Origin of the sequence: Geobacillus sp. ZGt-1 (assembly GCF_001026865.1) — a bacterium.
Classification (GTDB): domain Bacteria; phylum Bacillota; class Bacilli; order Bacillales; family Anoxybacillaceae; genus Geobacillus; species Geobacillus thermoleovorans.
The window spans coordinates 11,252-23,362 of the sequence record NZ_LDPD01000008.1 but is presented as its reverse complement, the minus strand read 5'-3'; the positions used below and the strand labels follow the sequence as shown (position 1 = coordinate 23,362).

At 50.8% G+C, this 12,111-nt stretch carries 12 protein-coding genes and 1 pseudogene; 4 read left to right on the top strand and 9 right to left on the bottom strand.

Going from position 1 to position 12,111, the window contains the following annotated elements; translation table 11 throughout:
* Window positions 1–64: 64 nt before the first annotated feature.
* The gene (locus VU18_RS02295) at window positions 65–463 is read right to left on the bottom strand and encodes a YhcU family protein (RefSeq protein WP_014194938.1); all 399 of its coding nucleotides are present in this window, start codon (window positions 461–463) and stop codon (window positions 65–67) included.
* A gap of 138 nt (window positions 464–601) precedes the next feature.
* On the opposite strand from VU18_RS02295, the gene VU18_RS02290 reads away from it, so the two are divergent.
* Window positions 602–1,501: an RluA family pseudouridine synthase gene (locus VU18_RS02290; RefSeq protein ID WP_011230069.1), complete on the top strand. Its 900-nt coding sequence runs from the start codon at window positions 602–604 to the stop codon at window positions 1,499–1,501.
* A gap of 74 nt (window positions 1,502–1,575) precedes the next feature.
* Here the strand turns inward: VU18_RS02290 and VU18_RS02285 are convergent, their stop codons facing one another.
* The 5 genes from VU18_RS02285 to VU18_RS02265 all read right to left on the bottom strand — a co-directional run bounded on the left by VU18_RS02285 (window position 1,576) and on the right by VU18_RS02265 (window position 7,441).
* Window positions 1,576–2,916 (bottom strand): hemolysin family protein, encoded by a 1,341-nt coding sequence (locus VU18_RS02285; RefSeq protein ID WP_011230068.1) that lies wholly within the window; start codon window positions 2,914–2,916, stop codon window positions 1,576–1,578.
* Between the two features lie 111 nt (window positions 2,917–3,027).
* Complete coding sequence (locus tag VU18_RS02280; RefSeq protein ID WP_011230067.1) at window positions 3,028–3,720, bottom strand: zinc metallopeptidase; 693 nt, start codon at window positions 3,718–3,720, stop codon at window positions 3,028–3,030.
* Window positions 3,721–3,867: 147 nt separating this feature from the next.
* The gene (locus VU18_RS02275; RefSeq protein ID WP_011230066.1) at window positions 3,868–4,695 is read right to left on the bottom strand and encodes an aldo/keto reductase; all 828 of its coding nucleotides are present in this window, start codon (window positions 4,693–4,695) and stop codon (window positions 3,868–3,870) included.
* Window positions 4,696–4,977: 282 nt separating this feature from the next.
* Window positions 4,978–6,240 (bottom strand): dicarboxylate/amino acid:cation symporter, encoded by a 1,263-nt coding sequence (locus VU18_RS02270; protein ID WP_025039067.1) that lies wholly within the window; start codon window positions 6,238–6,240, stop codon window positions 4,978–4,980.
* A gap of 160 nt (window positions 6,241–6,400) precedes the next feature.
* Window positions 6,401–7,441, bottom strand: a complete 1,041-nt coding sequence (locus VU18_RS02265; RefSeq protein ID WP_014194935.1) for a TRAP transporter substrate-binding protein — start codon at window positions 7,439–7,441, stop codon at window positions 6,401–6,403.
* A 313-nt stretch (window positions 7,442–7,754) separates the two neighbouring features.
* Between VU18_RS02265 and VU18_RS02260 the strand changes: the two genes are divergently transcribed.
* Together VU18_RS02260 and VU18_RS02255 are read left to right on the top strand one after the other, a co-directional pair.
* On the top strand, window positions 7,755–9,332 hold the full coding sequence (locus tag VU18_RS02260) for a sensor histidine kinase (protein WP_047757583.1): 1,578 nt from the start codon (window positions 7,755–7,757) through the stop codon (window positions 9,330–9,332).
* A gap of 63 nt (window positions 9,333–9,395) precedes the next feature.
* Window positions 9,396–10,076 carry a response regulator gene (locus VU18_RS02255; RefSeq protein WP_011230062.1) on the top strand — a complete coding sequence of 227 codons (681 nt, stop codon included), beginning with the start codon at window positions 9,396–9,398 and terminating at the stop codon, window positions 10,074–10,076.
* 58 nt (window positions 10,077–10,134) lie between these two features.
* Here the strand turns inward: VU18_RS02255 and VU18_RS02250 are convergent, their stop codons facing one another.
* Together VU18_RS02250 and VU18_RS21195 are read right to left on the bottom strand one after the other, a co-directional pair.
* On the bottom strand, window positions 10,135–10,614 hold the full coding sequence (locus tag VU18_RS02250) for a hypothetical protein (protein WP_223812643.1): 480 nt from the start codon (window positions 10,612–10,614) through the stop codon (window positions 10,135–10,137).
* Complete coding sequence (locus VU18_RS21195) at window positions 10,500–10,775, bottom strand: LacI family DNA-binding transcriptional regulator (protein WP_306372130.1); 276 nt, start codon at window positions 10,773–10,775, stop codon at window positions 10,500–10,502. Before VU18_RS21195 ends, VU18_RS02250 begins: the two co-directional genes overlap by 115 nt.
* A gap of 233 nt (window positions 10,776–11,008) precedes the next feature.
* Between VU18_RS21195 and VU18_RS02245 the strand changes: the two genes are divergently transcribed.
* On the top strand, window positions 11,009–11,719 hold the full coding sequence (locus VU18_RS02245; protein WP_033012744.1) for a hypothetical protein: 711 nt from the start codon (window positions 11,009–11,011) through the stop codon (window positions 11,717–11,719).
* Window positions 11,720–11,795: 76 nt separating this feature from the next.
* Here VU18_RS02245 and VU18_RS18800 read toward each other — a convergent pair.
* Window positions 11,796–11,942, bottom strand: a pseudogene (locus VU18_RS18800) (sporulation protein YhbH); the annotation flags it as partial.
* Window positions 11,943–12,111 lie beyond the last annotated feature (169 nt).

Sequence of the window (12,111 nt, the reverse complement as noted above, 5' to 3'; positions counted from 1 at the left end):
CGAACCAGAAATGGATGAGGGTGTTAACGACCCAAGAATCCCACACCTTTAGGCGTGCGGATTGTCAAATCACCCATTGGCTCGCCGGAGGCGCATACACGCTGCACGGCCAAAGCCGCCTGCAAGTGAACTGCTTGGCATGAAAAGGAAAGGCAATGCCATGGCGGGCCAAAATCTTTTGATTGCGAACAAACAGCCATTCATACTGTTCCAAATCCCCATGCTCTCCGATATGTTCGATGACGGTAATGAGCGATTGCAACGCTGAAATGATTTGGAAAGCCTCTTTCATCGTTCCATTATATGCAACATGTTCGTGGTCCAGCGAAAGAATGCCCCATTCCTCAAATTGACGGATTTGTTCATCATCGAAGTAATACGGGAACACATCGGTATAAAAGTAGTTGAGCAAATACTGCATGTAATGCTCTTGTTCCGGAGTCGCTGCATACATCATTTTCAACGTCCATACCACCTTTTCTCGCCGCAATGCTTGCGTTTTCCATCACTAAGACGATACTATGAGTGTACCATATCTCGCGCAAGGATAGGGGTAGAAAGTGTTTCCATAGCTAACAAACAATTGGGAGTGTGACAACCTTTGTGGACAAGAAAAGGCGATTGGCTGGAATGCATCATCCCTAGCTGGTGGAGCGGTTTGACGATTGAACAGCTCCTGAAAGACGTATGGGCCGCCTCGAAAAAGCTCGCCCACCGTTGGCGGATGGAACACGGCGTCAAACTGAACGGCCAGGCTGTTCCCTGGAAGACGGTGCTCAACGAACGCGACCGGCTCCAGCTTTACGCATATGAGCCGGAGCCGTCGTTCATCGTTCCAGAATATCGGGAGCTTTCGATTTTATGGGAGGACGACCATCTGCTCGTCTTGAACAAAGAAGCCGGCATCGACATTCATCCGTCCGAACCGGGGCAAACCGGCACGCTCGCCAATGCGGTCGCGTTTTATTTGCAGTCGCAGGCAATTTTAACAAAAGTGCGCCACATTCACCGACTTGACCGCGACACGTCGGGAGCGATTTTATTTGCCAAACACCCGCTTGCCGGTGCGACGCTCGATCGGATGCTCGCCCACCGTGCCATCAAGCGGACGTACGTCGCCCTTGTTCACGGTCGTTTGTCCCCGAAATCAGGAACCATTTTCGCGCCAATCGGCCGCGACCGCCACCATCCAACGCGCCGGCGCGTCTCGAAGACGGGGGCAAAAGCGGTGACACACTATCGCGTCATCAAAACATTCCCGTCAACATCGCTTGTCGAGCTTTCTCTCGAGACTGGACGGACGCACCAAATCCGCGTCCATTTGGCCCATCTCGGCCATCCGCTCGTCGGCGATGTGCTTTATGGCGGCAAACCAGTGTTTCATCGCCATGCGCTTCATGCCGCTAAGCTAACGTTCCGCCACCCGTTTACAAACGAAGAGGTCATTTGTCTCGCGCCAACAAGCGATTTTCCCACCGACCTTTCGCGCATTTACCATTGATCTACCCTGCTGTCCTTCAATGGAGGAGGGGATTTCTCGGCCGAAACGAGAAAAGGCAGACGCCCCCGTCTGCCTTACAAACGCAACTCCTCCTCTTCGGCGCCTGCCGCCTCCTCCTCTTTGCTCGGCTCTTTTTTTGCCACTTCCAGCGATTTCACATGATGGCCATCCATTTCCTTCACCGTAAACAAGTAGCCATCGATTTCTACACTCTCGCCTGGTTTGATATCATAATGCTTCGTTAAAATCCAGCCGCCGATCGTATCGACGTCATCATCGTCAATGTCCAGCCCAAGCAAATCATTCACTTCGCTGATCAACACTTTGCCATCCAAGATCAATCGATCGTCTATTTTTTGAATCAGCGGCGTTTCATCAATATCAAACTCATCTTGGATTTCGCCAACGATTTCTTCCAAAATGTCCTCGACTGTAACCAGTCCAGACGTGCCGCCGTATTCATCGACCAAAATCGCCATATGGATGCGTTCTTTTTGCATTTTGACCAACAAATCGTGAATGGCGATCGATTCAATCACTTGAATGATCGGGCGGATATAGTCTTTCATCTGCTTTTCGTTGGACGGATTGGCAATAAAGTCCGTAAACACCTCTTTCACGTTGATGAGTCCAAGCACATGGTCTTTATCGCCGTCAATGACCGGATAGCGCGTATACTTTTCTTCGCGAATGATGTCCAAGTTTTCCTTGACGCTTTTGTTAATATCGAGCGCCACAATTTCTTTGCGCGGCACCATAATTTCTTTCGCTATGCGGTCGTCAAAACGAAAAATGTTATTGACATAGCGGTACTCTGACTGATTGATCTCCCCGCTTTTGTAGCTTTCTGATAAAATGAGGCGCAACTCCTCCTCAGAGTGGGCGATTTCATGCTCCGCCACCGGCCTGAGGCCAAACAGGCGCGTCACGAGCCGCGCAGAGTTGTTGAGCGTCCAAATGAACGGATACATGATTTTGTAAAACCAGATGAGCGGCTGAGCCGTAAACAGCGTAATCGCTTCCGCCTTATGAATGGCAAACGTCTTCGGCGCTAATTCACCGACGACGACATGCAAAAAGGTGATGAGCGAAAACGAAATGATAAACGCTAAAAAGTGGGAGACGGATTCCGATAAATGGAGGCGTTCAAACAGCGGCAGCAACATCCGCGCCACCGTCGGCTCCCCAAGCCAGCCAAGGCCAAGCGAGGTGAGCGTAATGCCGAGCTGGTTCGCCGATAAATAGCCGTCCAAATTCGAAATCACTTTTTTCGCCGCGACCGCCCGTCGATTCCCTTCATTGACAAGCTGATCGATGCGCGAGCTGCGCACCTTGACGATCGCAAATTCAGAAGCGACAAAAAAGGCGGTGCAAGCGATGAGAAACGCCACCAACAGCAAACTGGCTATATCCAATTCGTCTCCGAGCGCGGATGAAGCGCCCAGGTTACACCTCCTGCACACAAAAGTTTCCATTGCAGCTGATAGACGATGATGCCGCTGGGCCGCCTTAGGCGGCCCAATATGTTACGATTCCTCATTATTGTTCCCTTGGGTGAAAATGAGCACATATTTCAGCAGCTCAAACACGGCAATCAACGTTGCCGCGACGTATGTCAGCGCCGCCGCGCCAAGCACTTTGTTTACGCCGCGCGCTTCATTTGGGGCGATCAACCCTTCAGCCAGCATAAACCGCTTCGCCCGTGCGCTCGCGTTGAACTCCACCGGCAAGGTAATGATTTGGAAGGCCACCGCCAGCGAGAAAAACAAAATGCCGAGTCCAATCAGCGAAAATTGATGGAGCACAAATCCAACGAGCAACAACAACGGCGCAACGCCCGAAGCGAAGTTCACAATCGGAAACATCCGGTGGCGAAGGACGAGCGCAGCGTAGCCTTGCTGGTGTTGAACGGCATGGCCAACCTCGTGGGCGGCAACGGAAATGGAAGCGATTGAACGCCCATAAAAGACCGGCTCCGACAAACGGACCGTGCGGGAAATCGGATCATAATGGTCGGACAATCTCCCTGGCACGACCTCCACCGGCACATGGTGCAGCCCGTGGCGGTCTAAAATCATGCGCGCCACTTCCGCCCCCGTCAACCCCGATGAGGCTGGAACTTCAGACCAGGCATTGAAATTGCTTGATACCTTCCATTGCGCCCAAAGCGATATCAGGAAGGCGATAAAAATGAAAATATCCATCGGATGGAATAGCATCACAGCACCCTCCGTTTTTTCAATGTTCATCAAATGTGTATACTATTATTTATTGTACTTGCTCACCTTTTCATACGTCAAACGGCCCGCTCCGGTTTCAAAAAAAAACAGCGCCTGCATCGAGGCGCTATTTGGCTGATGGGGACATCAAAAATTGAAATTGTCTGGGTCAGGACCGACCCGTTTGTTCAAGTTCAACGCGTCGATCTGTTTCATTTCTTCGTCGGTCAGCGAGAAATCAAAAATATCAGCGTTTTCCTTGATCCGCGCCGGCGTCACCGACTTCGGGATCGTCACAACGCCGTGTTGCAAATCCCAGCGCAACACCACCTGCGCCGGCGTTTTCCCGTACTTGCGCCCAATGTCAATGATCGTCGGTTCGCTTAAAATTTCCCCGCGCATGAGCGGCGACCATGCTTCAAGCTGGATGCCGTTTTCCCGGCAAAACGTAAGCAACTCTTTTTGCGTCAGGCGCGGGTGATACTCGACTTGGTTGACCATCGGCTTGATTTCACAATCCGCCAGTACATCTTGCAAATGGTGGATATGGAAATTGCTTACGCCGATCGCGCGCACATAACCGTCTTTATACAACTTTTCCAGCGCCTTGTACGTCTCTTTATACTTCCCTTTCACCGGCCAGTGGACCAAATACAAGTCGACATAATCGAACCCGAGTTTTTTCAAACTTTTGTCAAACGCCTTCAGCGTCGTCTCATACCCTTGATCGGTGTTCCATACTTTCGTTGTCACGAACACTTGTTCGCGAGGAATGCCGGATTCGCGGATCGCTCGACCGACACCTTCTTCGTTTTCATAAAAAGCGGCTGTATCGACATGGCGGTAGCCGATCTCGAGCGCGGTGCGCACCGCGCTTCTTACTTCCTCCCCTTCTTTGACTTTATAAACGCCAAGGCCGACCCAAGGCATTTTCACCCCGTTATGCAAAGTGGCGCAATCTTGCAGGCCGTTCATATCCTCTCCTCCTCGAGCGTCATTATAGTTTCATTATGGGAAAAGAGGGAAAGAAAATCAAAATATATGCTTGCTCTCCTTTCTCACTTCCCCACGTCCCTCTTGTTCTTTCTTTAGGGGAAAATCAACGCAAAAACGAGGGGAAACGTTCCCCTCGCGCTGTCATTGCATTCCTTTTTTCATCCATTCGGCGATTTGCAGCGTGCGGCTCCTTTCCCGACGCAGTCAGAAACATGCGAACGGAAAAGCTGTCAATTGGACTTGCAGATCGGCTCCTGACTCTTATTTGGCCACGCTCATCGAGGCGCGCTCCACTTCAGCTTCGTTCGGATGAAACTCGTTTTCCATTTTCGAAACAACCACTGTCGCTACAGCATTGCCGATAATATTCGTAATCGCCCGCGCTTCCGACATGAAGCGGTCAACCCCAAGCAACAAGGCGATGCCTTCGACCGGGATCATCGGGAACGCCGCCAAAGTCGCTGCCAACGTAATGAATCCCGAACCGGTAACCCCTGCTGCCCCTTTCGAGGTGAGCATTAATACGCCAAGCAACGTCAGCTCTTGCCAAATGGTTAAATCAATGCCGTACGCTTGGGCGATGAAAATGGCTGCCATCGACAGGTAAATCGATGTGCCGTCTAGGTTAAACGAATACCCTGTCGGAACGACAAGACCAACAACCGATTTCGAGCACCCGTATTTTTCCAAACGTTCCATTAGCCGCGGCAGCGCTGATTCAGACGAAGACGTGCCCAAAACAAGCAACAGTTCCTCTTTGATATAAGCGAGAAACTTAAAGATGTTAAACCCATAAAACTTGGCAATCCCGCCAAGCACGACGAAAATGAAGAGCGCCATCGTAATGTAAACAGAACCCATCAATTTACCGAGCGACACGAGCGATCCGAGGCCGAACGTGCCGATCGTGTACGCCATCGCGCCGAACGCGGCGATCGGCGACACCTTCATAACCATGTTGACGACGCCGAAGAAAATTTCTGCCAGCCGTTCAAACAAGGAAATCACTGGTTTTGCTTTTTCCCCAAGCGCGGCAGCCGCTAAACCGAACAACACGGCGAAGAAGAGCACCGGAAGCAGTTGGCCGCTCGCCATCGCGGCAACGACGTTGTCGGGAATGATGCTTAAAATGAAGTCAACAAAACCGTGGCTTGTTTCTTCCGCTTGTTTCGTGTATTGTGAAATGTCGCCGCCTTTTACTGCATCGGTATGAAACCCAACCCCTGGTTTGACAAGGTTGACGACGACAATCCCGATCGCCAACGCAAACGTCGTGACAATTTCAAAATAAATGAGCGCCTTGCCGCCGATGCGGCCGACCTTTTTCAAGTCGCCCATATTGCCGATTCCGATGACGACGGTGAAGAAAATGATCGGGGCGATCACCATTTTAATCAGCTTAATAAATCCGTCTGCCAATACTTTTAACTTCGCTCCGAATTCTGGAAATAGAAATCCGACAATGATCCCTAAAATAATGCCGATGATGACTTGCACCGTCAAGTTTTTCAGTTTTCTCCGCATTTCTCCCACTCCTTTCGATATATTGGCAACGCTTTCAACATTATCATAAAGAAAAATCGTTGAAATCAAAATATTATGGTGATAATGGTCGTTTTGGTCTTTTTGGTCTTGACCTTTTTTGCTGTTCAAAAACAAAAAAGCTTCCGCCCGCGGAAGCCTATTACGATCCTCTAATTTCATTCAAAAGCCCGGAACCAAACTGCCTCGTAAACTCGTCGTACAGCGGGGCGAACTTCTGCTCCCATTTCCGTTTCTCCTCTTCCGACAGCCGGTAAAGGAAGACATCTTCACGCCGCTCGAGCTGCTTGAGCTCCCGTTCGTTTTGCTCTTTCGACTGCTCTAAATTCCAACGCGTCGCTTCAGCCATCGCTTCAGTTATTTTTTGCTGGATGTCTTTCGGCAAACTGTCCCAAAATGACTGATTCATCATGACTGCGTACCCGAGATACCCGTGATTGCTGATTGTAATATACGGTTGAAATTTGTAAAACCCTTTCGAATAAATATTAGAAATCGTATTTTCCTGCCCATCAAACTTATGCTGTTCAAGCTCCTGATAAACGCGGTCAAATGAAACAGCAACCGGTTCACCGCCAAGCAAACGAAACTGCTTTTCAATCACTTCGCTCGGCATAATGCGAAAACGCAAGCCGCGAAAATCGTCAGGGGCGATGAGCGGACGGGTTGTGCTCATCATTTGCTTAAATCCATTGCTCCAAAACGCCAGTCCTTTAATTCCTTTTGCCTCCAGCATCCGAAGCAGCTCGGCGCCCACTTTTCCAGTAAACACGCGGCGCACGTCGTCCTCATCGCGGAACAAAAACGGCAAATCGAGCACTTGCCATTCGGGGACAAGCTCTGTCACCTTTGAAAATGATGGCGCGATCATTTGCACGTCGCCGCGCAACAGCGCATCAAGCTCTTCCCCATCCGAATAAAGCGAGCCGTTCGGGAACACTTCGACTTTGACGCGGCCGTTTGTTTTTTGCTCGACGAGCTCGGCAAACTTTTGCGCCGCCAACCCTTTTGGCGTATTCTCTGCTACGACATGGCTGAAATAAATAATGATTTGCTTTTTCAACCCCTTTTGCTCGTCGTCATAAACAAGTGGTTCACGTCCCAGTTGACGGCTAGCTGCCCAGCCGACCAGACCGAGGCCGACAAACAAAAGGATTGTCCATGCTCTCCACTTTTTCCCCATTGTTCACACCATTCTTCCATCCTATTGCTAAAATTGCACTCCAACGGAATGCTCCCCGCCGACTCGAATCATTGAAGCAAAAAAGCGGCTGGAGCTCACGGATTCGGTTTGAAAGCAGCAATCGCCACGCCTTACGTATGCCCCATCTTCTATGCTGGCGGGCAGAATATTTGTTCCCCACCGCCATTTTACACCTTTCGTTTCTTTCCATTCAAGAAGATTTGGTATAATGAAAAAAAACGTTGATTTATTCCTTTCCCGATTCATATGGCATGTTCAACAGCAATCATGATTGCCAAAAAGGAGTTCCGCCATGAACCGGCTGCCGATTCGCTGGAAAATTACGATTTTGATTTTCGCCATCGTCAGCTTTTCCATGTTGCTGAGCGGTGTATTCATCATCAGCGACTTTTTCCATACAAAGGAGGAGGAACTCAGCCAGCGCGCCTTGCTAACCGCGCGCACCGTCTCCGAGATGCCCGAAGTCAGACGCCATATTGTCGAAAACAAACAAAGCCGGGCGCTGATCAATCCGGTCGTCGAGCGGGTGCGCGTCATTCACAGCGCCGACTATATCGTCGTTCTCGATATGAACAAAGTGCGCCTCTCCCATCCGCTTCCTGCGATGATCGGCACGATCTCCCGCGGTGCTGATGAGGGGCCGGCGTTTGCCGAACATACGTACACTTCCAAAGCCCGCGGGGAAATCGGGACAGTGGTTCGCGCCTTCGTTCCCATTATGAACAGCGATCACGAACAAATTGGCGTCGTCATCGCCGCCTACCGGTTGCCGACGTTTTTTGAAGCCATTGATTCTTTGAAAGAAGAAGCTGCTGTAGCGGTCGTTTTGTCGCTCGTTGTCGGTGGAATTGGCGCATGGCTGCTCGCCTCCCATATCAAGCGGCAAATGTTTGAGCTGGAACCGCATGAGATCGCCAAGCTGCTGATCGAACGGACGGAAGCGTTTAACGCCATGCATGAAGGCGTCATCGCCATTGACAGCGATGAAAAAATTACCATCTTCAACGACCGGGCAAAACAAATGCTCGGCGTCAAAGGGGATGTCATCGGCCGATCGATCCGTTCCATCATTCCGGACACACACCTTCCGGAAATCTTGGAAGTAAACAAGCCGATTTACAATAAGGAGTTGCAGATCGGCAATTTAACGATTTGGAGCAACCGCATCCCGATCAAAGTCAACGGAAAAACGGTCGGCGCCATCGCCATTTTCCAAGACCGGACGGAAGTGAAACGGCTGGCCGAAGAATTGACGGGCGTAAAGGCGTTTGTCCACGCCTTGCGCGTGCAAAATCATGAATACATGAACAAACTTCATACGATCGCCGGCCTTATTCAGCTCGGCCATATTGAAAAAGCGCTCGAGTACGTGTTCCAAGTTACAGAGGAACAAGCAGAACTGACGCAGTTTTTAAGCCGCAACATCAAGGACGAAAGCATTTCTGGATTGCTCTTAAGCAAAATCCGCCGCGGCAAGGAGCTCGGCATCCGCGTGACAATCGACCGGCACAGCCGGCTGCACCGCTTTCCGCCGCATCTCGATCACCATGATTTTGTTGTTCTCCTTGGCAATTTAATTGAAAACGCCTTCGATGCCTTTCGCGGCGTAACCGACCGGGAAAAAGAAATTTACGTCAGCCTTGAACAAAATGAAGAAATTTGTTCCCTCTCGGTCGAAGACAACGGCCAAGGCATTGCTCGCGAGCATATTGACCGCATTTTTGATGAAGGCTTTTCAACCAAAGAGGAAAACGGACGCGGCATCGGCTTGTATTTGGTGAAGCAAATTGTGGAAAAGGGAAACGGGCGCATCGATGTGCAGTCGGAGGAAGGGAAAGGAACGGTGTTTACTGTTACCTTTGATATGTGACTACCCATTCATGCAGCGGCGGCCGCGAAAGACACTCCCGTCGAGACGAAGGAGGAAAAGGCTATGTATCGCGTGTTGTTGATCGAGGATGACCCGATGGTGCAAGAAGTGAACCGGCAAATGATTGAACAAGTGGACGGCTTCACCGTCATCGGCCTCGCTCGAAACGGTGAAGAAGGACTCCACCTCATTCACGAGCTCCGTCCGGATTTAGCGATGATTGATATTTACATGCCGCAGCTGGACGGCCTTGAAACATTAAAACAAATCCGCGCCCGCGGCCATGAAGTTGATATCATCGCCATTACCGCGGCGAGCGACATTGAAACGGTGCGCCGCGTCCTGCAAAACGGCGCCTTCGATTACATTGTGAAACCGTTTAAATTTGAACGGCTCAAACAGGCGTTGGAAAATTATCGGACGTTCCGCCGGTCGCTTGCGGAAAAGGAATCGCTCACCCAGGTGGAACTCGATGCCCTAAGGCGGGCGACTGAACAACCGGCCGGACCGTCCTCCGAGCTTCCGAAAGGACTGAATGAGGTAACATTGGAAAAAGTGATCGCCTATTTGCGTCAACACCGCTTCCCCGTTTCCGCCGAGGAAGTGGCCGAAGGAGTCGGCATCGCCCGCGTCACCGCCCGCCGCTATTTGGAGTACCTTGAGAAAACGGGAAAAGTCGTGCTCGATGTTCAATACGGCGGCGTCGGACGCCCAGTGAATCGGTACCATCTGAAAGCAACATAACACGATGCCGTTTCGAGCGGCTTCAAGCTGGTTGTCAGAGACGGAAAGCCAGGCCCTATTATGCCGTATCCCGCACCAGCAACCGGGCAGGCAGCTCTTCCTGCTTTCGCGTCACATTGCCTGTCTCCAGCCAATGATGAATCAAGCGAAACGCTTTCCCTCCCAGCTGAAAATGTGGCAAAGCGACGGTGTAAACAGCAAGAAAATCGTGCTCTCTGACATGTTCGCATAAAACGATGGGACCGTCTTCCTGATAAGCGGCAAACGCCTCCCAGCCCACTTCGCGGGAGCACACGATCAGCCCATCCATTTGCCTCATCCGCAGCCGCTCTAACGCCTCGAGTTCCCTCTCCACGTCATAATTCGTCTGAACCAAAAGCAGTTGGTAGCCATAACGGAGCGCCTCTTTGGGTATACCTCCCATTATCGCAGAAAAATAAGGATGATGAATGTACGGAAGCATAACGCCGACAATCGCTGCCCTTCCTTTCGCCAAATGGACGGCCTGAATATTTTTCGTGTAATTGAGCTTCTCCACTGCTTCCCAACCGTCTTCCGCTTTTCCTCGCTCACATACGGATATCCGTTCAACACCCTTGATACAGCAGCCACCGATACGCCTGCCTCTTTCGCCAAGTCACGGATATTGGCCATATTCACACACTCCCTAAAAAAGACTTGCCTTGAAACGCGTTTCATACATTATTGTGGATCCTGCCATCTAGTATACATGAGGAGGGGGACAACATGCTTTACGGATTTGCTTCACTCGTTCTGCTCGTCGCCGCTGTTTGGGGCGGGGCGCATATCGCCTTGCACGTCAAACAACGTGCAAAAACAAACAAGCAGAAAAAATAGGGAAACCATTCTGTTTGTTTCCACCGTTTCAATTGGTATAATGGGGAGTATATGGAACGTAAGGAGGAATGAACATGACTCGATACTGGAAACTGTTGTTCTCTCTCGCTGTCGCCTCCGCCTTGCTGGTTGGCTGCGGAATGAAAGCGCAGGAGTCAGCAACAAAAGCAACGAAAGAACAACAGCCAGCCGCCTCAAGAGAAACGTCCGCCAATGTGCAGCCGCCAAACGAAAAGCAAGCTTCTTCCGGCCAATCGGATGCGGCGGCGAGTAGACAAGCAGCCGCAAAGGAAGAAACCTCCGGGCAGCCGCCCGCTGACGAAGAGCAACCTGCCTCTTCGCAGCCAACGACTTCTTTGTCCTATCGGACAGGAAACCAAACCATCACCGAAACAGCGACGCTGCAAACGAGCGACAATCAACATTTTTCCCTCTATGTTTTGGAAGGGTGGACGCTTGACGCCGAAGAACCGAGTGCCGATGTCCTGCTTCATGGCGACGCATTCGCCCGCATCCGCTTGCTTTCTCCGGGTGAAACAAACTATGAACAACTAGCGAAAGAACATGCCCAAGCAGTCGACGCCAACGCCGCCCGCCAACAAACGGACGGGTTGCCTAAGCCGTTCACTGATGCGGTTTGGTACACCGCCCAAACAGACGGCGTCACGGTTCATGTCATCGCCAGCGCCCAACCGACGCCGATGCTATTGACCGTACACGCTCCAAGCAGCGAAGACGTGCTTGGCGCCGTGCTCGCCATGGTTGCTACATTACAAAAGCAATAACGTATCCAACGGGGAAGGAAACCGCTCTTCCCCGCTTCCAAAAAAAAAGAAATCCCCCTTCCAGCCAACAAGAGGATCAAACAAGCTGCTTGCTCTCTTCTTTGCGGAAAAATGTTTTCATCGCGTGGAACACATCCGATTTTTGCTTCAAAATATAGTAGCGGAACTTTTCATCCTTAATATTGCGATACGCCGACATGAGCGTGGAATGGCGATTGTACTGATACAACTATATACGCTATACACATTGGCCGTGTTATCTATACATCATATGCTCCAGAGCCTCTTCGAAAAACTCGCATTCGGGATCTTGAACAGGAAATAAATGATGCGGAGTGATAACAGGGAACAACGCTGGAACGACTATGCCTGGCTTCGCCTTCGTCCGTTTT

Bases quoted from the DNA above. Each gene is read 5' to 3' on its own strand.
- VU18_RS02255 (WP_011230062.1), top strand. From the start codon at position 9,396: ATGTATCGCGTGTTGTTGATCGAGGATGACCCGATGGTGCAAGAAGTG.
- VU18_RS02260 (WP_047757583.1), top strand. From the start codon at position 7,755: ATGAACCGGCTGCCGATTCGCTGGAAAATTACGATTTTGATTTTCGCC.
- VU18_RS02265 (WP_014194935.1), bottom strand. From the start codon at position 7,441: ATGGGGAAAAAGTGGAGAGCATGGACAATCCTTTTGTTTGTCGGCCTC.
- VU18_RS02270 (WP_025039067.1), bottom strand. From the start codon at position 6,240: ATGCGGAGAAAACTGAAAAACTTGACGGTGCAAGTCATCATCGGCATT.
- VU18_RS02245 (WP_033012744.1), top strand. From the start codon at position 11,009: ATGACTCGATACTGGAAACTGTTGTTCTCTCTCGCTGTCGCCTCCGCC.
- VU18_RS02280 (WP_011230067.1), bottom strand. From the start codon at position 3,720: ATGCTATTCCATCCGATGGATATTTTCATTTTTATCGCCTTCCTGATA.
- VU18_RS21195 (WP_306372130.1), bottom strand. From the start codon at position 10,775: ATGAAACGCGTTTCAAGGCAAGTCTTTTTTAGGGAGTGTGTGAATATG.
- VU18_RS02275 (WP_011230066.1), bottom strand. From the start codon at position 4,695: ATGAACGGCCTGCAAGATTGCGCCACTTTGCATAACGGGGTGAAAATG.